We start from the raw sequence: 22,137 nt of genomic DNA, 5'->3' as shown, positions 1-22,137 counted from the left end.
GCTCAGCTCCTAACCGGGGTTTGGGGGGCAGCGGGATCACGCATGCGGTCAAGCATTTCGCCGACTTTCGGGCATGCTGCATTCGGGTCTGGCGCGGCTTCTGCGCCGAAACGGATTTCTTCTTCTTCCCATTGTGCGTCGAGCGCTTCGAGATCTTCCGGATCGTCCGCAGGGGGGATCGCGTTCATCGCGTCTTCGTTCATTTCGACGTCGGCAATGTCGCACAGCAGCGCAAAGAGCGGGGCGTAGTCGGATTGCTTCTCGGCCAATCGCGCAGCCAGCGCGACAAGGACTACGCCGGGTTCCGCCAGCATATCGCGCGCGGCCTCTTCGGGCAACGTCGAACAATAGTCGAGAAACAGCGGCAAGTAGTCGGGCAGTTCGTTGCCGGTGGGTTCCAGGCCTGCGGCGAGATAGCGCTCGCGCAGATCGACCATGGCCTGTCCGCGATCGCGGCTTTCGCCGTGAACATGTTCGAACAGGTGCAGGCTATGCGCTCGCCCCCGATCGAACAGCTCGACGTAGTTTTCCTGCGCCTCATAGATGTCGCTGGTGGCAAGCCGGGTAAGGAGCGGGTCAAGTTCAGCGACTGCATCGGCAGGCAGCGCTTTATCCAAGTGCAGGCGCTGGCGGATCTCTCCAGCCACTGATTGCAAGTCCTTGCTTGGATATTGCAGCAAGAGCGAGAGAAGATGGAGAGATTGCATCAGAAGACCTCCGTCGGTGTCTGGAGTTTTTTGCGCGCGGCAGGCGCGCCGAACAGGTTGGGTTCGCCGCTGCCGCCCGAACATCCATTGCCGAACGAGAAACCGCAGGAGCCGCGTTCGTCGTACATGTCTTCGGCATCCTCGCGGTGGCCGGTCGGAATCACGAAGCGATCCTCGTAATCGGCCAGCGCCATGACCTTGTACATCTCCTCGATCTGAGCGCCGGTCAGGCCGACATCGCTGGCGATAGCTTCGTTGTGAACGCCCTCCACCGTCTTGGCCCGCATATATCCGCGCATGGCCAGCATCCGTTCAAGACAAAGCGCGATCGGTTCCTCGTCTCCCGCGGTCAGCAGGTTGGCGAGATATTTGAGCGGAATGCGCAGGGACCGGACATCGGGCATGCCGTTATTGATGCCGATATTGCCCGCATTGGCCGCTGCGCTGATCGGCGACAAAGGCGGCACGTACCAGACCATGGGCAAGGTGCGGTATTCCGGGTGGAGCGGGAAGGCGACCTTCCACTCCATCGCCATCTTCCACACCGGCGATTTGCGCGCGGCCTCGAGCCAGGCTTCGGGTACGCCATCCTTGCGCGCCTGTTCGATCACTTCGGGATCGTTGGGATCGAGGAAGATGTCGAGCTGCGCCTGGTAAAGATCCTCGATACTTTCTGCCGAGGCTGCCTCTTCGATCCGATCCGCATCATAGAGCATCACACCGAGATAGCGGATGCGCCCGACGCAGGTTTCCGAGCAGACCGTAGGCTGACCCGCTTCGATGCGCGGGTAGCAGAAGATGCACTTTTCGCTCTTGCCGGTTTTCCAGTTGTAATAGATCTTTTTGTACGGACAGCCCGACACGCACATGCGCCAGCCCCGGCAGGCTTCCTGGTCGATCAGGACAATGCCGTCTTCCTCACGCTTGTAGATCGCGCCCGATGGGCAGGCGGCGACACAGGTCGGATTGAGGCAGTGCTCGCACAGCCGCGGCAGATACATCATGAATGTGTTTTCGAACTGGCCGTAAATCTCTTTCTGGACCCCTTCGAAATTGTAATCCTCGGAACGCTTGGAAAACTCGCCGCCCAGGATTTCCTCCCAGTTGGGGCCCCACTCGATCTTCTCCATCCGCTCGCCCGACACGAGACTGCGTGGGCGCGCGCTCGGGAAGGCCTTGCTTTCGCCGGCTTTCTGCAGATGCGCATAATCGAAGGTGAAGGGTTCATAATAGTCGTCGATCTCGGGCAAATCGGGATTGGCGAAAATCTTCGCCAGCACCCGCCACTTGCCGCCCATCTTGGGGCGGATCGAGCCGCCGGGCGTGCGAACCCAGCCGCCGTTCCAGCGCTTCTGGTTTTCCCAATCCTTGGGATAGCCGATGCCGGGTTTGGTTTCGACATTGTTGAACCAGGCGTATTCCATGCCTTCGCGGCTGGTCCACACGTTTTTGCACGTGACCGAGCAGGTGTGGCAGCCGATGCATTTGTCGAGATTAAGCACTTTGCCGATCTGAGCGCGGATCTTCATGCTGCATTCTCCCCTTCAGGAAGCGCTTCTTCGAGCCAGTCGACCTTTTGAAGCTTGCGGACGATGACGTATTCGTCACGGTTCGAACCGACCGTCCCGTAATAGTTGAAACCGTAGCTCTGCTGGACATAACCCCCGATCATATGGGTCGGCTTGAGCACCGCGCGCGTGACCGAGTTATGGATGCCGCCACGCTGGCCGGTGAGCGGCGAGCCCGGAACATTCACGATCTTCTCCTGCGCATGGTACATGAACAATGTGCCTTCCTTCATCCGCTGCGACACGACCACGCGCGCCACCAGCGCGCCGTTGGCGTTGAAGGTTTCGACCCAGTCATTGTCGACCAGTCCGGCCTTGGCGGCGTCTACCTCGCTCATCCAGACAATCGGCCCCCCGCGCGACAGTGTCAGCATCAACAGGTTGTCTGTGTAGGTCGAATGGATGCCCCATTTCTGGTGCGGGGTGATGAAGTTAAGCACCACATGCGGCGCGTCCTTCGCCTCGTCGAGCATCGGCTTCACTGCCTTGGTATCGATCGGCGGGCGATAGAGGCAAAAGCCTTCGCCGAATGCGCGCATCCACTTGTGATCCTGATAGAGCTGCTGCCTCCCGGTCAGCGTGCGCCACGGGATCAACTCGTGGACGTTGGTGTATCCCGCATTGTAGCAGACATGCTCGCTCTCGAGCCCCGACCAGGTCGGCGAGGAGATGATCTTTCTCGGCTGCGCCTGGATATCTCGGAAGCGGATTTTCTCTTCTTCCTTGGGCAGCGCAAGATGCTTGTGATCGCGGCCGGTATTCGCTGACAGCGCATCCCACGCCTTGACCGCTACTTCACCATTGGTTTCTGGCGCTAGCATCAGAATGACCTCGGCAGCATCGATGGCGCTTTCAATCTTCGCCATGCCCTTGGTCGGGCCATCCTCGCGCACCTCGCCGTTAAGCTTGCGCAGATTTTCGACCTCATGCTCGGTGTTCCAGGCGATGCCCTTGCCGCCATTGCCAAGCTTGTCCATCAGCGGACCGAGCGCGGTGAAACGCTTGTAGAGGTTGGGATAATCTCGCTCAACAACCGCGACATTGGCCATGGTTTTGCCGGGGACGGGCTCGGCCTGCCCCCGGCCCCAGTCTTCGACCTCGAAGGGCTGGGCTATTTCATTCGGACTGTCGTGCTGGATCGGGACCATGACAACGTCCTGCTCCACACCCAGCACTTCGGGCGCGACTTCGGAGAACTTCTTCGCGATGCCTTTGTAGATGTCCCAGTCGCTGCGCGACTCCCACACTGGATCCACCGCAGCCGAGAGCGGGTGAATGAATGGGTGCATGTCGGACGTGTTGAGATCATCCTTCTCGTACCAACTCGCGGTAGGAAGAACGATGTCCGAATAGACGCAGGTTGTCGACATGCGGAAATCGAGCGTAACCAGCAGGTCGAGCTTTCCTTGCGGCGCTTCGTCGTGCCACTTCACTTCCTTGGGCTTCTGGCCTCCCATTTCACCCAGATCCTTGCCCTGTACGCCGTGCGCGGTGCCGAGCAGGTGTTTGAGGAAATACTCGTGACCTTTGCCCGAGGAGCCGAGCAAGTTGGAGCGCCAGACAAACATGTTGCGCGGCCAGTTGGCGGGATCATCCGGATCGAAGCAGGACATCTCGAGCTCGCCCGCCTTGAGCTGCTCGGCAACGTAGTCCTTAGCTTCCTTGCCTGAAGCCTTAGCCGCCTTGCCCACTTCCAGCGGATTGGTCTTGAGCTGCGGCGCGCTGGGCAGCCAGCCCATGCGCTCAGCCCGCGCATTGTAGTCGATAAGGCTCGCGTCCCAGTCATCATCGGGCGCGGTCGGCGAGAGGATCTCGCCGATATCGAGCGTCTCGTAGCGCCACTGGTCAGTGTGCGCGTAGAAGAAGCTGGTCGAATTCATCTGACGTGGGGGGCGATTCCAGTCCAGCGCAAATGCCAGCGGCAGCCAGCCCGTTTGTGGCCGCAGTTTTTCCTGGCCGACATAGTGCGACCAGCCGCCGCCTGACTGGCCGACGCAGCCGCACATCACCAACAAATTGATGATGCCGCGATAGTTCATGTCCATGTGGTACCAGTGGTTGAGACCGGCCCCCAGGATCACCATCGACTTGCCATTGGTCGCTTCGGCATTGCTCGCAAATTCACGGGCAACGGTGATGATATTGTCGGCGGGAACCCCGGTGATTTTCTCTGCCCAGGCAGGCGTGTAAGGAACCATCTCCGAATAATCGCGTGCGACATGCTCGCCGCCCAGACCGCGATCGAGACCGTAATTGGCGCAGAACAGGTCGAAGACCGTGGCGACAAAGGCCTTGCCTTCCTTCAGTTGCAGCTGACGCACCGGGACCCGACGATTCAACACATCGGGGTGATCGGTGCCCTCGAAATGGTCGTGCTCGCGATTGCCGAAATAGGGAAAAGCAACCTCGATCACCTCATCATGCTGCCCCTCGAGGATGTTGGTCATTCGCAGCACGGTATCGTTGCCGCGACCATCCTTTTCTTCAAGGTTCCACTTGCCCTGCTCTCCCCATCGGAACCCAGCCGAGCCGGTGGGCACCACCACCTCTTCGGTCGTATCGTCGACAGCAACGGTCTTCCATTCAGGGTTGTTCGCCTCTTCAAGATCCTCGAGGAAGTCCGACGCGCGAAGCAAACGCTCGGGAATGTAGGCGCCATCCTTCTCAACCAGACGCACAAGCATCGGCATGTCTGAATACTTGCGGCAATAGTCCTCGAAATACTCGGCCTGCCGATCAAGGTGATACTCGCGCAGGATCACATGGCCCATCGCCATGGCGAGCGCGGCGTCTGTGCCCTGCTTGGGGTTGAGCCACAGATCGGCAAACTTGGTCGCTTCGGCATAGTCGGGCGAAACGACTGCCGTCTTCGTGCCGCGATAGCGCGCCTCGGTCATGAAGTGAGCATCCGGCGTACGCGTTTGCGGCACGTTCGAACCCCACATCATCAGGAAGCCGGCATTGTACCAGTCGGCGCTTTCAGGAACGTCTGTCTGCTCGCCCCAGGTCATCGGGCTGGCGGGGGGAAGATCGCAATACCAGTCGTAGAAGCTCATGCAGGTGCCGCCGAGGAGCGAGAGGTAGCGCGATCCCGCCGCATAGCTGACCATCGACATTGCCGGGATCGGACTGAACCCGATCACACGGTCCGGCCCATAGGTCTTGGCAGTGTAGGCGTTAGCCGACGCGATGATTTCGTTGACCTCGTCCCATGTCGAGCGAACAAAGCCGCCATGGCCGCGGATCGCAGTGTAGCTCTTGCGCTTGACCGGATCCTCGACAATCGAAGCCCAGGCCGCGACCGGAGTACGAAGCGCGCGCGCATCGCGCCAGAGTTTGAGCAAACGCGAACGCACCATCGGGTACTTCAGTCGCTGGGCCGAATAGATGTACCAGCTGTAGCTTGCTCCGCGCGGGCACCCACGCGGTTCATGGTTCGGCAAATCAGGCCGGGTGCGTGGATAATCGGTCTGCTGCGTTTCCCACGTGATGATCCCGCCCTTGACGTAGATCTTCCAGCTGCACGACCCGGTGCAGTTCACGCCATGGGTGGAGCGAACAATCTTGTCGTGCTGCCAGCGCTTGCGATAGCTATCCTCCCAGTCACGATTCTGGTTGGTGGTGATCCCATGGCCCTTCGAAAAAGGCTGCTTGGCCTGTTTGAAGAAGGTCAGTCGGTCGAGAAGATGGCTCATGCTTGTGCTCCCTTGAGCTGAGCGGGTGATTCAACCGGGGCTGGCGCCCGGCCGCGTTCGATATCGTGCAGCAAACCGCCACGGCGGGTGTAGGCCCACCAGGTCAGCGCCGCACAGCTGGCGTAAAAGATGAAGAAGCCCCACAAGGCAGCCATCGGAGAACCGGTGGCGGCGATCGCACTACCGAAGCTCTTCGGGATGAAGAAGGCGCCGTAGGCTGCGATAGCCGAGGTGAAGCCCACGATCGCGGCCGATTCCTTTTCGGCCTGACGGACACGGGCTGCCGCATCGAGATCGGGCATCAGGCGAGGCACTTCCTGTCGCATGATGTTGGGGATCATCTGGAAGGTCGAGGCATTGCCCACGCCGGTCATGAAGAACATGAAGATGAATGCCGCGAGGAAGCCCCACCAATTTGCCGCTTGAAGGAAATACATCACCCCGAGCACCCCAAGCATCATCAGGGCAAAGACCCAAAAGGTGACCCGCGCACCGCCCCAGCGATCAGATACCCAACCGGTTGCGGCACGGCTGAGCGCGCCCACCAACGGCCCAAGGAAGACGAACTTGAGCACGTCGATATCAGGGAACTGGTGTTTCGCAAGCAGCGGCAGCCCAGCAGAAAAGCCGATGAAGGATCCGAAGGTGCCGGTGTAGAGCCAACACATAAGCCAGTTGTGCTTGCGCTGGAAGATCACTGCCTGCTCACGGAAGCTCGCCTTCGCGTCGGCAATGTCGTTCATTCCGAACCACGCGAGCAGCGTGGAGGCCATGATAAACGGCACCCAGATAAAGCCGGCATTCTGCAGCCACAGTTGGCCCCCTTCGGCAGTCTGCTGGGGTTCGCCACCGAGCGCTCCAAAAACACTCGCCACGATTACCAGTGGAACGACGAACTGCATCACTGAAACGCCGAGATTGCCGAGACCCGCATTAAGCGCCAGCGCGTTGCCCTTCTGCGCCTTGGGGAAGAAGAAACTGATGTTGGACATCGAGGAAGCAAAGTTCCCGCCACCGAAGCCGCAGAGCAGCGCAAGGACCAGGAAGATCACGTAAGGTGTAGTCGGATTCTGGACCGCGTAGCCGATGCCGAAAGCCGGGATCAGCAACGAGGCGGTGGTCAGGGTCGTCCACAGTCGTCCGCCGAAGATCGGCACCATGAAGCTGTAGAATATCCTCAGTGTCGCCCCCGATAGCCCCGGCAACGCAGCCAGCCAGAACAGCTGGTCAGTGGTATAGTTGAACCCGATCGAGGGCAGTTTCGCCACCACCATCGACCAGACCATCCAGACCGAAAACGCGAGGAGGAGCGCAGGAATGGAAATGTAGAGGTTGCGCCGGGCAATTTTTTCGCCGGTCTGGTCCCAGAACTCGGAATCTTCCGGTTTCCACTCGCTCAGCACCTTGCTTGGTTTGGCGGCACCATGCTTTTCCTCTTCGTGTATCCCTGCCATCTCGGGGAACTCGGGCAGCGAGCGGGTGTCGATGCCAGCCGCTTTTTGTTCCATTTGCCGGATCGCAAAGTGCATCCAGGTGAGCGCCACCGCGACGAGCGCGAAGAGCACCATGAAACAGCTGGTCCAGATGCCGGTGAGGTCGCTGACCGCACCAAACACGATTGGCAGAATGAACCCTCCAAGCCCGCCGACCATGCCAACCAGGCCGCCTACCGATCCGACATGTTCCGGGTAATAGACGGGGATGTGCTTGTAGACGGCCGCCTTGCCCAGCGACATGAAGAATCCCAGTATGAAGACACTGATGACGAAGGGTATAAGGCTCATAGAAGTCGAGAAGGTGATATCACCCTCGATTCCGTGAATGACATAATCGGTCGCCGGGTAGGACAGCATGAACAGCAGGACGAGCGAAACGCCGAAGGTTGCATACATCACCTTGCGCGCGCCGTAGCGGTCGGAAAGAATACCGCCATAGGCGCGGAAGACGCTTGCAGAGAGTGAAAATGCCGCCGCGAGCATGCCTGCGGTCTTCACATCGAGATCGTACAGACCGACCATGTACTGCGGCAGCCACAAGGCAAGAGCAACAAAGGCGCCGAATACGAAGAAATAATAAAGTGAGAAACGCCAGACTTGCTCGTTCTTGAGCGGCTCGAGCTGTTCCTTCAGGGTCTTGGCCTTGGCACCGCTTGCTTTGCGCGCGGCAAATTCGGGGTCATCCTTCGCAAACAGGAAGAAGACGACAGCTACTACGGCGGCCACTGCGGCCCAGATCTGCGCGACAGCCTCCCAGCCGAGCGCCACCATGACCCATGGTGCGACGAATTTTGTCAGGGCCGCGCCGACGTTACCCATGCCGAAGAATCCGAGTGCAGCCCCCTGTCGCTCCTGCGGGAACCATTTGGAAACATAGGCGACGCCGACCGCAAATGTGCCTCCGGCAACACCCAGGCCGAGCGCTGCCAGCAGCATGACCGGATAGCTTGTCGCATAGGAAAGCAGGAAGGTAGCCGCCGCAGATGCCAGCATGGTCAGCGGAAAAACCGCGCGCCCGCCATATTGATCGGCCCAGACGCCCAGGAAAAGGCGTGTGAGCGACCCGGTCAATATCGGCGTGCCGACCAGAAGACCGAACTGCGTATCGCTCAGTCCCAATTCTTCCTTTATCTCGATGCCGATGATCGCGAAGATCGTCCAAACCGCAAAGCAGATGGTGAATGCGAAGGTGCTAAGCCCCAGCGCGCGGTTTTGTTCGGCTGAGCTGGCGATTTCCCCTGACGGCATGACATGGTCCTAACGCTAAAGCGATTGCGTATCGGGGGGATTGCCCATGCCTGGGCCAAGCACTTTGATCTCCGTCAAATTACAGAAGCAGTTCAGTCAAAATTCGAAGAGACCTGATTTTGCAGCTCAACACGAACGAAACAGGTCAATCGAGCAATTGATATTCATCAAGCAGGAAGATACGTAGCAAATTCCGCCGCACATGGAGGCTCTTAATGCGAATCGGTGAGAAGCCGGAAATTGCCCGTCTGCCTTTGTTCAGAGAGATGGATGAGGCGCAACGCGAAGAAGTCTTTTCCGCATCCTATTTGCAGGTCTTCCCGCCGCAGCTCACCCTGTTCGAGGCAGGACAACAGGCCGACTTTCTCCATGTCCTTGTTGATGGACTGGTCGAACTCTATGTCGGTGGCGCGGGCCGCGACACGACGATGCGGATTGTCGAACCTGTTTCGAGTTACATCTTGGCCGCAGTAGTCACCGACATGCCCTATCTCATGTCAGCCCGCACGCTGGCCTCCTCGAGGATATTGCTGGTCCCAGCCGTCCACCTGCGCGAAGCCATGAACCGCGATGAGGGTTTGATGGAGGCAACCATGCGTGAAATGGCGCTCGGCTATCGTGATCTCGTCCGCGCGCTGACGGACCTCAAATCGCGGCAATCGGCAGAAAGGCTCGGAAACCATTTGCTCGAGTATAGTACCCGCTTGGGCGGTGAATGGGAGTTCGAACTGAAGGGCGAGAAACGCGTGCTGGCCTCCCTCCTCGGTATGACGCCGGAGAACCTCTCACGCGCGTTCGGGGCATTGAAGCAGCACGGCGTGAGCGTAGCCGGAGCGAAAGTGCGTATCGAAGACAAGGAAGCTCTCGCGGCATTTTCGCGCCCGGATCCTGTACCGCCTGACCGATTTTAGGAACAACCTGCAGTGAGCACCCCTCCGCAAACACAGTTGCGCGTGACCGGCGAAGAAGAGACGCAAATCCGAGCCGCCGTAAGAATGGCGGATGTTACCTTGCTCGGCTCAGGCTATCGGCTGGCGACAGCAAAGGACGCTGGAGCTTTGCTCGATTTGCTCGCTGATCCGGAAGTTTCCGATCCGATTTACGATCTTCCGCGGCCCTTAACCCACGAGACGATCAAACACTGGATTCTTGCAGCACAAAAGGGGCAACGCAAAGGAGAGGCATTGCTGGCAATCATGGAGGACAAGAGCGGCAAGATCGTGAGCTACTCTTACTTCACGGTCTGGCCAGAACTCTCCGCTGCCGAGATCGCCGGCGCCTATCGTCGGGATGCTCAGAGCATGGGAATGGGAAAAGCCGGAGCAGCGCGGAGTTTCGAGTGGATGTTCGAACAACTCGATGTGCGCTTGATCGCAGTGACAGCGGCGCTCGACAATGTGCGCTCAGCCAAGGTCATCGAGGCAGCAGGCTTCGTCTATACTGGGATACACGACAGCAAACGATCAGACGGCACAACTCGCCGTTCGCACTGCTGGGAGATGACCCGCGAGAACTGGCGCAGTCCTGAATCAGACAGGCAATGACCTGTCAAGCATCCACAGCGTTGCGATAGGTCGCCATATCGAAATAATCGCGCCAGACCCGGATCTTGCCGTTCTCCATCTCGAAGACCCCGCAGCACGGCAAGTCGACCTTCTTTCCATCGACGACAGTGCAGTCCAGTCGCTCGACGAAAACAGTGTCTCCAGCTACGGCGACAGCTAGGATATCCCATTCGGTCCGGCTCCATCCCGACAGGAAAGCTGCGATAAATTTCTTCAGCGCGGCGTGACCCTGAACGGGTGCGAGCGGCATGTTGTGATAGATCCCGTCCACCGCGAAGAAGCCCACCAGTTCATCGACATCCAGCCTAGACCAAGCGGCAACAAAGCTGCGGACAATTGCAGTGTTCTTTTTCTCGCGCATCGCTCCTCCACGTGTTGAATTTTATCAGAATTTCAGTTGAACAGACAGCCACCCCTTGGTCGTGTCAGTGGCGAAGGCGTCCGCTTCATAGTGTGCAAATTTGGCAAGAAGAGTCACGTTGCTCCGCAAGGGATAAACCGCGAGAACATTCCACTCCTGGCCGTAGGAGATGCTCCCCTCGGTCGCATTGAAATCATGAAAAAGCCCGCGTAGCAGCAAACCCTTCAGGGACGATCCGTCACCAAAACGGTAGCTGAGATCGGCATAAGTATCGCGTAGGCCATTCGGCGGCGTGGCCAGGAATTTGTCCGCCCAGCCATTGAAGGCGTGCAATGTTGCCAGCGGGGTTTGTAACGCGACCACCCCATTACCTTCAAGTCGCTCCAGTCCGACCTTTGCAATAAACCCGCCCACCGACACGCCAGGTTCGACGAGCAGGTAGTCGAGCGAAAAGTCGGCAGGGTTCGGCCCGAAATCGCGTTGGCGCGCGTATTCTCCAGTATAGAGGAATTTCACAGCGCCGCTCAGTGCGGTGTTGCCCGATAGACGAACGCCGAGCGTCTGCGAACTGGCAGCAGGTGCATCGGGAATATCGAGGAAGTAGCCATAGGCCGAAATCGTGCCGACGCCCGAGAACTCGTAGGAAGCACGAGCCCCGTGAATATCGTTGTCACGCCAGATACCCTGAGGCGAATCCGGGCCGAAAATGCGATTGACCCGCCAGGCATGGAAATAGTCAATCGATGCACCGGCAAGAGGCTCCGCGCTTGCGCGAACCGCGTCAAATGTCTGGTCGTTCTGGCGCCAACCGACCGAACCGATCCAACGCTGATTATCGAGATTGATCGCCTGTCGCCCAGCGGTGATCGAGGCTTCTTCGATGGGCCGCCATTTTACGAAAGCCTGATTGAGAAGCACGTCCGAAGGATCTGCGACGATGGGAAAGCTCGTGCGCCCATTGACCGTATCGTTGAAGTCCTCCGGTCCGAGCCGCACAATCGCCTCGCCTTCGACCAACGCGCTGAAGCCATTCCATTCATCGGTCTCGACGCCCGCCTTGATCCGCATGGTCGATGCAGTCGCATCCTCAGTCAGACCTTCCTGATCGACGACCTCGAGCCGGTAGAGGATATCGAGATAGGGATCGACCGGAAGAGGGTCACTGGCTTGAGCCTGCACCACGCCAGGAAGGGTCAAGGCAAGCGCGGAGGCGGCGAGCGTTAGAACAGATTTGGTCATGCCGGCTCAATTAGCGTTCGCGCAAAAAGAGTATTTGATTTGCGTCAAAGTCGCTGGATGCTCGTTTGTGCACATCGCAGCTCATGTCGTTGGATGATTTCACCCTTGCACGAGTGCTGCACGTCGTCGCCGTTGTCGGCTGGATCGGGGGTGTCTGGTTCGTGACATTCGTGGTGATGCCAGCCATCGCCCGCTCAGAGCCACCCGAGCAGAGGCTGAAGGCATTTCACCGGATCGAACAGGGTTTCTCGATCCAGGCCAAATTCTGGGTGATACTTGCTGGCGCAACAGGGTTCTGGATGACTTGGGGGGCAGACATGTGGTCGCGTTTTGCAGCGCCAGGCTTCTGGTGGATGCATGCGATGCTCGCTTTGTGGCTTGTATTCTTCCTGATGCTGTTCGTGATTGAGCCTTTCTTCCTCCATCGACGAATGAGCACCTCGAGCACGCCCGCAAAAGACTTTGACCGGATGGTGCGCCTGCATCGCCTACTGTCGCTTGCGACGCTCGTTACGGTCGCTGGCGCCATGGCTGGCGCGCACGGCTTGATCTAGGATGCGCGGACAGTTGAGATGATACGGCTTTTGATTGCAGCGCCACACCGGCTTCCGTTTCTGACTGGGACCATAGGTGTAGCCGGATTGGCACTATGGTGGGCGGCGCAAATGTTTGCATTTTTCGCCGATTTTCCTTCGCCAGCCCAAACCGAATTGCCCGGCACGCTGCTGCATGGACCGACCATGATATACGCTGCGCTCGCACCGTTCATATTCGGCTTCCTGTTGACCGTCTTTCCGCGCTGGATGAGCCAGGAAGATCTCACCGCGAGCCAGTTCGGCCCGGTTGCAGCACTGCTTTTCTTCGGGGTTTCTATCATCATTGCCGGGATATGGTCGGGGGCCGACAGCGCGGTCGTGATAGGCTTTGGCCTTCTAGCCGGAAGCTGGACCCTTGCAATTATCGTCCTGGCAGGCGTCCTGTGGCGCTATTCACGCACCGGCAAGCCTCCATGCTGGCATGCGTGGTCTGCGCTGCTCGGGGTCCTGGCCGGATGGATCGGCGTGCTCTCCGCCACAACCTTCATCGCTAGTGGCGATGGACAATTGATGGTCTACGCCAATCGGCTGGGCATTTCCGGGGTGCTCTTGCCTGTATTCCTGACGGTAGCGCACCGCATGATCCCGTTTTTCGCCGGAAACGTGGTCGACGAGTATGTACGCTGGCGGCCTGACTGGCTGCTCGCCATCCTCTGGGCGTTGTTGGCGGCGCGACTTTCGAGCGAGTTGTTCGGCAGTTTATCCGGCTCGCTTATCGCCAACGGCGCTTTAGCCGTCGTCACGGCATACATGTGCTGGAAGTGGTGGCCGCGTTCACCAGCGCCCGGTTTGCTCAACGTGCTAATCTGGGGGTTCGCCTGGGCTCCGCTTGGCTTTGCTCTCGCGGCCATCGACAGCGCGGCCAATGTCCTTGGTCGCGGACCCGACCATGCTTTGCTGATCGGGTTTGCAGGCAGTCTATTGGTGGCGATGGTTACGCGGGTGACCCAGGGCCATTCGGGGCGCCCGCTTACTATGCCAGTCGCAGCATGGGTAGCGTTCTGCGCTATCCAGATCGCGACTTTGGCTCGGGTTTTCGCCGCGATCAAAATTGAAAACGGCGCCTTGCTTGTTACAGCAGCTGCGGTGTTTGCTTTTGGCTTGTTGCCGTGGCTGCTGCGCAATCTTGTCATTTACCTGACGCCCCGGCGAGATGGCAAACCAGGATAGCGCAAATGGAAGACAACGAACCACTGACTCCGGACGAGGCTCTTGAACTCCTGATAGAAGGAAACCGTCGCTTCCTTGAGGATGTGGCATACGAGCCGAATATGGATCGGCTCAGACGGCTGGAGATCGCCGCGGCGCAGCGCCCTTTTGCCGCCTATCTGAGCTGTTCGGACTCGAGAGTACCGCCTGAGCTCCTGTTCGAACGCGGATTGGGCGAACTGTTTATCATCCGCAATGCGGGCAACACACTGTGTCAGAGTGCGCTTGGCAGTTTGGAGTTCGCCGTGACGCACCTCAAAGTACCTTTGATAGTGGTCATGGGGCACGAGGGATGCGGAGCCTTGCGCGCAGCGGTGTCGATGGCGCGGGGCGATGCGCAGTATTCGGGCAATATCGCCAAGGTGCTCCAGTCGCTTCTACCAGCTGTGCTGGAAACCGATCCCTGGGCAGATGAGCTTCCCAATGCGGCCGCAATCAGCAATGTGCGCCGCGTGGTGCGGGAATTGCAGCAAGAGTCACCGCCCGCACTGCTCGAACCTCAGCGCAGCGGAGCCTTGAAGGTGGTCGGCGCATTCTATCATCTCGATAGTGGCAAGGTCGACTTCCTTGAGCCAGGTCAATGACAAGCCCGCCGGCACACACGACTAAGCCAAGGGAGACCGTATAGGCATGACACCGCTTCGCCCCGTCACGACCCTAAGGACACATGAGGTTATCAACCAACCGCCTCCGCTTGCGAGCTTCAATCGATTTCTGTCTGATCAGGCATTGCAGGATGCGGTGGCAGGCGCGGGGGCCTCAAATCATCGCGAGAAGCTTGCCCGCTTCGGCGAGAAAACCGGCAGCGCCGAGGTGATCGGCTGGGGGGAGGCCGCCAACCGCAATCCCCCCGTGCTTCACACTCATGATCGGTTTGGCCAAAGGATTGACGAGGTCGAATTTCATCCTGCCTATCATCATCTCATGGCGCTCAGCCTGAACGAAGGGATCGCGGCGGCGGCCTGGGACGGCACCGAGGCAGGACACACGCTGCATGCTGCCTTGAGCTACTTGTCCGGGCAGGTCGATGCCGGAACCAGCTGCCCGATGACGATGACATATGCTGCGGTCCCGGCGCTCGCCATAGGGCCTGAGGTCGGCGACCAGTGGATCGCTGGCGTCACGGCATCACTATATGACCCATCCGTCCGACCTGCTGGCGAGAAAGTCGGCGTGACCATCGGCATGGCGATGACCGAGAAACAAGGTGGCTCCGATGTCCGGGCGAATACCACGCGCGCGGAGCGGACGGACGATGGATACCGGCTCACCGGTCACAAATGGTTCTGCTCAGCGCCAATGTGCGATGCGTTCCTGACACTTGCCTATGCGCAAGGAGGGCTAACGTGTTTTCTGGTCCCTCGGTGGACACCCGACGGCGAGCGCAATGCCGGATTCCAGATCATTCGTCTGAAAGACAAGCTCGGCGATCGTTCCAATGCCTCGTCCGAGATTGAGTATCACGGGGCTTACGCCGAGCGAATTGGGGATGAGGGGCGCGGCGTGGCAACTATCCTGCAAATGGTTCAGCACACGCGGCTCGACTGTGTTATCGGGTCGGCGGCGACGATGCGTGCTGCGCTTGCCGAAGCGCTCTGGCACACATCGCACCGAACGGCTTTCCAAAAGGTTCTGGCGCATCAGCCAGCGATGGCTGCAGTGCTTGCGGACCTCGCGGTCGAAAGCGAAGCTGCGACGGCATTGGCCTTCCGCGTTGCCAATGCCTTCGATGAACAGGAGCCGTTGGCGCGGCTGCTGACCCCGATTGCCAAGTTCTGGGTCTGCAGGCGTGCACCGGGAATGGTCTTTGAAACGATGGAATGCCTGGGCGGCTCAGGATACATCGAGGATGGTGTCATGGCCCGCCTCTTCCGACAGTCGCCGCTTAACGCCATATGGGAAGGCTCAGGCAATGTCATCGCGCTCGATCTCCTGCGGGCAATTGACCGCGAACCGGGAGCGCTTGAAGCGGTGCACAGCTTTTTGAGCGACGCACGCGGGACCCTCAGAGCGTATGACCGTTGGGTCGATGGTCTCGATCTTTCCGCAGTGAGCGAAAGACATGCCCGGTATCATGTCGAACGCCTGGCCCTTGCGGCGCAAGGGGCTGCATTGATTGCCGCGGAGAATCCGGTTTCCGAAGCGTTTTGCAAGCTGCGCCTGCAACATCCGGCGTTTGCCTATGGCGCATCCGACGCCTATGTCGATGTCGAGTCAATCATCGAACGGGCAATGCCCGCCGTTGACTAGCGCGTCGAGCTGTATTTGGAACGAACGTCTTCTGTGCCCAGTGCGCTATTCGTCTTTCATCACCGATATCTGCCTGATTGCAGAAGCGAACTTGCGCAGCGAACCGGATGTCTTGCCGCGAGGAAGCATTACCTCGATCAGATGAAATCGACTGCAGTCCGCAAGGGCTGCTTCAAGTGCGTGTTTCAATTCCGCGCAGGTCTTGACCCTAGCCCCCTTGCCCCCAAGCGATGGCGCGATATCGGCAAAGTGCCAGTCTCGCAAATTGTGGTAACGCTGTTCCGGTTGGAAGCTGCGTAGCATTTCCCAGCTGCGATTATTGAGAACGATTACTATCGGTGTCCATCCATATGTCGGGCAGTTACCCAGTTCCCAGCCTGTCATCTGGAATGCGCCATCGCCGACAAGCACGATTGGGCGGCGACCCGTAACCGCATTGATCGCCATCCCCGCAGGAACAGCCATGCCCATTGATGCATAATAACCGGGCGCGATCAGCTGCGTGTCGGTGATTTCGAGGCCAATGAAGAGACTATCCCCGACGTCAGCGGCGATTGGCATAGGACCGTGATCATCGAACAGGTCGTTAAGGGCAAGCGGCAGATGCGATGGTTCCAGCGCCGTGTCATCGTCGGGCAGGCCCCTTGGATATTCTGCGCGTTTCTGGGGCACCGGGTTGCCGATAGGCTCGGCGATATCGAGCATGGCCTCGATCAAGGCTTCAAGCGAGATGTCTGGATATAGATGATGGCCGAACACCACACTGCGATCGAGGGCCCGGATCGCGGCGCGCATGTCGATCTTGCGGCCGGAGACACCGAAATTGGTATCGCAGACAATAGCACCGAGCATTAACAGACAGTCCGCTCGCTCGATTACCGTAGAGATATGAGGATCTCCCGCGGATCCGAGATAGGTCCCGAGAAGCGGGAGGGTCCTTCCTGCAAACAGGCCGCGGCCCATGAAGCTGGTCGCAACAGGCAAGCCCAGCACGCTGCAAAGCTCGCTGATCTTTTCTTCCAGCCCGTAGCGCCTCGCTTCGACCCCCACCAGAATTGCCGGCGAGCTTGCGGACAACAATCTGTGTAGCACCTCTGCTGCACAAGCTCGCGCCGCATCGCTGTCAGTGGCCGCTGGCACCGACGCAGGGACGGGATCGCACGCTGCATCGGCAATATCGCGCGGTATCTCAATATACACCGGCCGAGATAGGCTTACAGCAGTATCGAGAACACGAGCTATCTCGGCAGGCGCCGTTGCTGGGTCGCAAAGGATGCATTGCGCGCAGGTAACCTCGCGGAATATCTCGAATTGCGAACTCAAGCTCTTCACCTGGTGATGCAGGCTGAGACCCAGCTTTGCTTCGTCGGCACCTGGCCCCCCTGAAATCACAACCAACGGAGACTTCTCAGCGTAGGCTTGCGCAACAGCATTGACGAGGTTGAGCGCTCCGGCCCCATAAGTCACGGTTGCGACGCCCAGAGTACTGCCTATGCGGGCGGCGGCATCCGCTGCATATCCCACCGACGGTTCGTGGCTGAGCGTATGGAGAGGAAGGATTCCACTCTCGGCGATGGACCTAAAAAATGGCAGGACGAAATCGCCGGGAAGCCCGAAGATGCGATCCGCACCCCGGTCTTTCAGCGCATGAAGCAGCGCGGTTGAAATCGTGTATGACATGTCGAGGCGCTGCTCTCGATTACAGCCGCCCAGCTTGCCTTGATCGAAGTCAAATTGGCAGGATCGTTGGCTTCTCTCACCTCATTTGGAACCCGTGAAAGTTTCCCATTTGATATTTATCAAATGAGAATCTCCATATTGGGTATATCGAAACTCCTCCATACAACATGTTGTGCTCAAGCTGTGCAGCGGCTGAGCCACGCGCAGGAGGATGAACGACCATGACCGCTGAACCGAGGGGCAAGCTCACAGACGAAATCAAGGCTGCGAACGATCGGGCAGAGCCGTTTGATCGACTGGGTGAATCCTTGTGGAGCGGGCGTTCCATCGATTGTTCCGAGACCGTTGGCGAGTATATTTCGGGAGCCGATTGGCGCATCAAGGCCAACGCCAATGTCGGGTATTCGCATGCGGGTCTAGTCAGCAATGTAGCAGGGAAGGTCATCGCCAATTTCTGGCTCGATGAAATCTATTCTCCCGCGGAGGGCAACGCGCACCGCCAAGCGGACATCCATATCCACGATCTCGACTGTCTGACCGGGTATTGTGCCGGGTGGTCGCTTCGCGCGCTCCTGAATGACGGCTTCAACGGCGTCGCCGGGCGGGTGTCATCAAGGCCGCCACGCCACTTCCGCGAAGCGCTCGGCCAGATGAGCAATTTCCTCGGTATCCTTCAGTCCGAATGGGCCGGTGCCCAGGCCTTCTCAAGCTTCGATACCTATCTCGCGCCCTATGTCTTCTATGACAACCTTACCTTCTCCGAGGTAAAAAAAGCCATCCGGCAGTTTGTCTACAACCTCAATGTTCCAGCCCGGTGGGGACAATCGCCCTTCACCAATATTACGCTCGACATTGTGGTGCCTGAAGATCTGCGCGAACTCTATCCGACCTATCGCGACCGCCATCTTTTTCACGGCATCGAAAATGACACGCTGCTTGCGCGAGCCCAGGCCCGTGACATGGGAATACGCGGTCTCGAGGACCTGAGATTTCCCCATTTTGCTGCTGAAATGGAAATGATCAACATCGCCTATTACGAGGTCATGACCGAGGGTGATGCGACGGGTCAACCCTTCACATTCCCTATTCCCACCGTGAATATCACCGAGGATTTCGAATGGGACAGCAAGGTCGCGACCGCAATTTTCGAAAACGCGGCGAAAGTTGGATCCTCCTATTTCCAGAACTTCATCGGCAGCCAGTTCATTCGCGATCCGGAGACAGGCGAGAAACGCCGCAACCCAGAGGCCTACCAGCCAGGCGCGGTGCGCTCGATGTGCTGCCGGCTCCAGCTCGACTTGCGTGAGCTTCTCAAGCGCGGAAACGGATTGTTCGGCTCTGCCGAAATGACCGGCTCTTTGGGGGTGGTCACCATCAACATGGCGGCACTGGGTTATCGCTTCAAAGGCGATCTTACGGGCCTCATGAACGAGCTCGACCGGCTGATGGACCTCGCCAGTTCAACGCTGGAGAAGAAGCGTGCCTTCGTCCAGCAGATGTATGACCGCGGCCTCTACCCCTACACGGCGCGTTACCTGCCATTCCTTCGCAATCACTTTTCGACCATCGGGGTCAACGGCATGAACGAGATGGTGCGCAATTTCACCGATGACACCTTCGATCTAGCCGACCACGACGGAATTTCCATGGCGCTCGATATCCTGGAGCACATGCGCCAGAGAATGGTCGGCTATCAGGAGCAAACGGGCAATCTGTATAATCTCGAAGCAACCCCAGCAGAGGGCACGACCTATCGGTTTGCAAAAGAAGATGCGAAGCGTTTCCCCGACATCCTCCAGGCAGGAAGCGGTGAGAACATCTACTACACCAACTCGTCACAGATCCCGGTCGACCTGACCGATGATCCGTTCGAGGCGCTGGAACTCCAGAATGATCTTCAGTGCAAATATACCGGCGGTACGGTGCTGCATCTCTATATGAGCGAGCAATTGTCGAGCGCGGATGCGGCACGCAACTTCCTCCACAAGGTTCTTAGCAATTACCGCCTGCCTTACGTAACCCTCACGCCCGTTTTCTCGGTCTGCGACACCCATGGCTATCTCGACGGCGAGCAGCCCGAGTGTCCGACATGCGGCGAACGAACCAAGGTCTGGACACGGGTCATGGGATATTTCCGCCCGGTCGACAGCTTCAATCGCGGGAAGCAGGGCGAACACCGGCAACGACGGCATTTCACCGAGGATGCGGCGATGGTGGGCGACCTGTTCGCGCGGCAGGATTGATCGCGAGATGTCGGACGCTATGTCCACGCGGCCGGGGCGGCGAGAAACGAAGGCTTCGGTCGCCCCCTTCTACGCGCTCACTCCCTTTACAATGCTGGACTTTCCCGGCCAGACGGCCTGCATACTCTGGATCGCCGGGTGCAACATGCGCTGCGGATACTGCCACAATCCGCAGATCGTGCTTGGCAAAGGCACAATCGGAGAAGACCAAGTCCTGGAGTTTCTAGGCAAGCGCCGCGGGCTGCTCGACGGTGTTGTTTTCTCGGGCGGCGAAGCGACGACATGGCCGGGTCTCGCGCGGTTTATGGCGCAGATCAAACAGCTCGGTTTTGCCATCAAGCTGGACACCAACGGCCTGCGGCCGGACGTGGTCAAGCGTCTGCTCGATCAAGATCTGCTCGACCGGGTCGCGCTCGACTACAAGGCTCCGCGGGCCCTGTTTCGCAAGGTCACCACCGTCACCGCATTCAATCGGTTCAAGCAAACGCTCACTTTGCTGTGCGCCCAAAGCGAAGTGCCCGTCGAAGTACGCACGACCGTCCACACCGATCTGCTCGGCGAGCAAGACGTGCTCGCCATGGCCCATGACCTCGCCTCACGTGGCTACGAAGGCACATTCGCGATCCAACAGGCGATTACCGGAAAAGATTGTCCGACGCTGGGTAATCTTCCTGAGAACAGGCGCGCTATCGATCAAACGAGGCTGGCCGCGCAAAGCCCGATAACACTCGAATTCCGCTAGCCGTTGCAGACGAAAAAGGAAGCTTCGATATGACCAATCCCGTACTGATAGGCGGCGCCGGACCTGCAGGACTAGCGCTGGCCATCGGGCTTGCGAAAGCTGGACTTGAGGTCGTGTTGATCGAGCCTCAGGACAAACACCGACTGGCCGAGCCAGTCTTCGACGGGCGCGAGATCGCGCTCACCCATAGCTCGATCGCGGCGCTGAGGCGTCTCGGAGCGTGGGACAAGATTCCGGCCGAGAACGTTTTTCCTTTGGTCGAAGCGCGGGTCCTCAATGGCAAATCCTCGCTGGCTTTATCGTTCGATGCCGGTTCTGCCAATTCAAGGCAGCTTGGTTCGCTCGTTTCCAACTGCGATATCCGCAGGGCGCTCTTCGCCACAGCTTCCGAACAGCGAAATATTCGCTTGCTTGATGACGTGCGTATCGAAGCGGTGAGGACGAACCCGCATCAGGCGCAGGTTACCCTGAGCGACGGATCTGAGCACTGCGGGAGCCTGTTGGTGGCCGCCGACTCGCGCTTTTCGTCAATAAGAGGGTTGCTAGGGATTTCCGCACGCATGAACCGTCTCGGAAAGTCGATGCTGGTCGGACGCGTGAAGATAGAAGAAGATCACGGAGGCATAGCGACCGAATGGTTCGACAACGGACAAACACTTGCGTTATTGCCACTTGCTCCGAAGCAGGCCTCGGCTGTGGTCACGCTGCCCGATGGTGAAGCCACCAGACTGGCGGCACTGGACACCGTGGCGCTTGGACAAGAGCTCACCCGACGATTTGATCGACGGTTCGGCGCGATGCGCGCGATCACCTCACTGCACTGCTATCCGTTGACGACGACATACGCTCATCGCTTCATGGCCGAGCGCGCAGCACTGATTGGTGATGCGGCTGTGGGTATGCATCCGGTAACCGCTCATGGTTTCAATCTGGGTTTGGCGGGAACGGAACGTCTGGTTCGCCTTGTCCGGTCGGGAATCGCGAAAACAGGCGATCCGGGGCATCCGATTGTTCTTAAAAGGTTCCAAGCGGGACACCGTTCAGCGACCTGGCCCCTGTATGCCGCCACGAATGCGATTGTCGGCTTGTACACCGACGATCGGCTCCCGGGTCGAATAGTCCGCCAGTTGGGAATACGGACAGCACGGCTTGCGCCAGCTCGCAAGGCTGTCTCGCGCATGCTTATGCAAGGTGCGTGATGCGATATGAAGCGAAAACCTGCGGGCTTTGGAAATAGGCCCGCAGAAATTTTTAGTTGGCTTGTCTTGGGACGATTCGATCCGATATTACCTGGGTTCGCCAAGGAATGAGAAAGACGAACAGAGACAATGACATTGGATCCTAAACAAGGACCCACATTCGTATCATTTTATCATTATATTTCAGTGATTTAAGATACTGGTGCCCAGAAGAGGCATCACATTCGGCCTCTTTTTCCATCTATTTTCAGATATTTAGATAATTCGGTTTATGCAAAGAGCCCGCAAAAGGCCCGCAAAAACCGTCTAATGCATTGGTTCGATGCCTTTTTCAGGACT

The 22,137-nt window shown here is 58.5% G+C and carries 16 protein-coding genes; 9 read left to right on the top strand and 7 right to left on the bottom strand.

What is annotated here, in order from left to right; genetic code table 11:
* Positions 1–2: 2 nt before the first annotated feature.
* The 4 genes from narJ to LC083_RS08400 are packed head-to-tail and all read right to left on the bottom strand — an operon-like array spanning position 3 to position 8,714.
* Entirely contained in the window at positions 3–791 is a 789-nt protein-coding gene (gene narJ / locus LC083_RS08415) for a nitrate reductase molybdenum cofactor assembly chaperone (protein WP_226699975.1), read from the bottom strand.
* Positions 707–2,236 carry a nitrate reductase subunit beta gene (gene narH, locus LC083_RS08410; protein WP_226699974.1) on the bottom strand — a complete coding sequence of 510 codons (1,530 nt, stop codon included), beginning with the start codon at positions 2,234–2,236 and terminating at the stop codon, positions 707–709. Before narH ends, narJ begins: the two co-directional genes overlap by 85 nt.
* On the bottom strand, positions 2,233–5,970 hold the full coding sequence (locus LC083_RS08405) for a nitrate reductase subunit alpha (protein WP_226699973.1): 3,738 nt from the start codon (positions 5,968–5,970) through the stop codon (positions 2,233–2,235). Before LC083_RS08405 ends, narH begins: the two co-directional genes overlap by 4 nt.
* Positions 5,967–8,714, bottom strand: coding sequence for an MFS transporter (locus LC083_RS08400; RefSeq protein WP_319003426.1), 2,748 nt, complete (start codon positions 8,712–8,714; stop codon positions 5,967–5,969). The genes LC083_RS08405 and LC083_RS08400 overlap by 4 nt, the downstream gene beginning before the upstream one ends.
* 215 nt (positions 8,715–8,929) lie before the next feature.
* Between LC083_RS08400 and LC083_RS08395 the strand changes: the two genes are divergently transcribed.
* The gene (locus LC083_RS08395; RefSeq protein ID WP_226699972.1) at positions 8,930–9,625 is read left to right on the top strand and encodes a helix-turn-helix domain-containing protein; all 696 of its coding nucleotides are present in this window, start codon (positions 8,930–8,932) and stop codon (positions 9,623–9,625) included.
* A 42-nt stretch (positions 9,626–9,667) separates the two neighbouring features.
* Positions 9,668–10,258: a GNAT family N-acetyltransferase gene (locus LC083_RS08390; protein WP_226699971.1), complete on the top strand. Its 591-nt coding sequence runs from the start codon at positions 9,668–9,670 to the stop codon at positions 10,256–10,258.
* A gap of 4 nt (positions 10,259–10,262) precedes the next feature.
* On the opposite strand, the gene LC083_RS08385 is transcribed toward LC083_RS08390, so the two are convergent.
* Entirely contained in the window at positions 10,263–10,640 is a 378-nt protein-coding gene (locus LC083_RS08385) for a limonene-1,2-epoxide hydrolase family protein (protein ID WP_226699970.1), read from the bottom strand.
* 24 nt (positions 10,641–10,664) lie between these two features.
* Positions 10,665–11,879 carry an alginate export family protein gene (locus tag LC083_RS08380; RefSeq protein WP_226699969.1) on the bottom strand — a complete coding sequence of 405 codons (1,215 nt, stop codon included), beginning with the start codon at positions 11,877–11,879 and terminating at the stop codon, positions 10,665–10,667.
* Between the two features lie 89 nt (positions 11,880–11,968).
* Between LC083_RS08380 and LC083_RS08375 the strand changes: the two genes are divergently transcribed.
* From LC083_RS08375 to LC083_RS08360, 4 genes are read left to right on the top strand one after another with little or no spacing between them, the layout of a single operon-like run.
* On the top strand, positions 11,969–12,433 hold the full coding sequence (locus tag LC083_RS08375) for a DUF4149 domain-containing protein (protein WP_226699968.1): 465 nt from the start codon (positions 11,969–11,971) through the stop codon (positions 12,431–12,433).
* A gap of 18 nt (positions 12,434–12,451) precedes the next feature.
* Positions 12,452–13,645, top strand: a complete 1,194-nt coding sequence (locus LC083_RS08370) for an NnrS family protein (RefSeq protein WP_226699967.1) — start codon at positions 12,452–12,454, stop codon at positions 13,643–13,645.
* A gap of 5 nt (positions 13,646–13,650) precedes the next feature.
* On the top strand, positions 13,651–14,268 hold the full coding sequence (locus LC083_RS08365; RefSeq protein WP_226699966.1) for a carbonic anhydrase: 618 nt from the start codon (positions 13,651–13,653) through the stop codon (positions 14,266–14,268).
* A gap of 46 nt (positions 14,269–14,314) precedes the next feature.
* Positions 14,315–15,934, top strand: a complete 1,620-nt coding sequence (locus LC083_RS08360; RefSeq protein WP_226699965.1) for an acyl-CoA dehydrogenase family protein — start codon at positions 14,315–14,317, stop codon at positions 15,932–15,934.
* 45 nt (positions 15,935–15,979) lie between these two features.
* On the opposite strand, the gene ipdC is transcribed toward LC083_RS08360, so the two are convergent.
* Positions 15,980–17,614, bottom strand: coding sequence for an indolepyruvate/phenylpyruvate decarboxylase (ipdC, locus tag LC083_RS08355; protein WP_226699964.1), 1,635 nt, complete (start codon positions 17,612–17,614; stop codon positions 15,980–15,982).
* A 221-nt stretch (positions 17,615–17,835) separates the two neighbouring features.
* Between ipdC and LC083_RS08350 the strand changes: the two genes are divergently transcribed.
* From LC083_RS08350 to ubiM, 3 genes are read left to right on the top strand one after another with little or no spacing between them, the layout of a single operon-like run.
* The gene (locus LC083_RS08350; RefSeq protein ID WP_226699963.1) at positions 17,836–19,857 is read left to right on the top strand and encodes a ribonucleoside triphosphate reductase; all 2,022 of its coding nucleotides are present in this window, start codon (positions 17,836–17,838) and stop codon (positions 19,855–19,857) included.
* Positions 19,858–19,864: 7 nt separating this feature from the next.
* Positions 19,865–20,599: an anaerobic ribonucleoside-triphosphate reductase activating protein gene (locus LC083_RS08345; RefSeq protein WP_226699962.1), complete on the top strand. Its 735-nt coding sequence runs from the start codon at positions 19,865–19,867 to the stop codon at positions 20,597–20,599.
* Between the two features lie 29 nt (positions 20,600–20,628).
* Positions 20,629–21,798 (top strand): 5-demethoxyubiquinol-8 5-hydroxylase UbiM, encoded by a 1,170-nt coding sequence (gene ubiM / locus LC083_RS08340; RefSeq protein ID WP_226699961.1) that lies wholly within the window; start codon positions 20,629–20,631, stop codon positions 21,796–21,798.
* Positions 21,799–22,137: the final 339 nt, after the last annotated feature.

This window comes from Qipengyuania gaetbuli, assembly GCF_020524765.1.
GTDB lineage: Bacteria > Pseudomonadota > Alphaproteobacteria > Sphingomonadales > Sphingomonadaceae > Qipengyuania > Qipengyuania gaetbuli_A.
Note: the sequence above shows the minus strand (reverse complement) of the source record. Positions and strands in the feature narration are given on the sequence as shown.

Bases quoted from the DNA above. Each gene is read 5' to 3' on its own strand.
- narJ (WP_226699975.1), bottom strand. From the start codon at position 791: ATGTTCGGGCGGCAGCGGCGAACCCAACCTGTTCGGCGCGCCTGCCGC.
- narH (WP_226699974.1), bottom strand. From the start codon at position 2,236: ATGAAGATCCGCGCTCAGATCGGCAAAGTGCTTAATCTCGACAAATGC.
- LC083_RS08405 (WP_226699973.1), bottom strand. From the start codon at position 5,970: ATGAGCCATCTTCTCGACCGACTGACCTTCTTCAAACAGGCCAAGCAG.
- LC083_RS08400 (WP_319003426.1), bottom strand. From the start codon at position 8,714: ATGCCGTCAGGGGAAATCGCCAGCTCAGCCGAACAAAACCGCGCGCTG.
- LC083_RS08395 (WP_226699972.1), top strand. From the start codon at position 8,930: ATGCGAATCGGTGAGAAGCCGGAAATTGCCCGTCTGCCTTTGTTCAGA.
- LC083_RS08385 (WP_226699970.1), bottom strand. From the start codon at position 10,640: ATGCGCGAGAAAAAGAACACTGCAATTGTCCGCAGCTTTGTTGCCGCT.
- LC083_RS08380 (WP_226699969.1), bottom strand. From the start codon at position 11,879: ATGACCAAATCTGTTCTAACGCTCGCCGCCTCCGCGCTTGCCTTGACC.
- LC083_RS08370 (WP_226699967.1), top strand. From the start codon at position 12,452: ATGATACGGCTTTTGATTGCAGCGCCACACCGGCTTCCGTTTCTGACT.
- LC083_RS08365 (WP_226699966.1), top strand. From the start codon at position 13,651: ATGGAAGACAACGAACCACTGACTCCGGACGAGGCTCTTGAACTCCTG.
- LC083_RS08360 (WP_226699965.1), top strand. From the start codon at position 14,315: ATGACACCGCTTCGCCCCGTCACGACCCTAAGGACACATGAGGTTATC.
- ipdC (WP_226699964.1), bottom strand. From the start codon at position 17,614: ATGTCATACACGATTTCAACCGCGCTGCTTCATGCGCTGAAAGACCGG.
- LC083_RS08350 (WP_226699963.1), top strand. From the start codon at position 17,836: ATGACCGCTGAACCGAGGGGCAAGCTCACAGACGAAATCAAGGCTGCG.
- LC083_RS08345 (WP_226699962.1), top strand. From the start codon at position 19,865: ATGTCGGACGCTATGTCCACGCGGCCGGGGCGGCGAGAAACGAAGGCT.
- ubiM (WP_226699961.1), top strand. From the start codon at position 20,629: ATGACCAATCCCGTACTGATAGGCGGCGCCGGACCTGCAGGACTAGCG.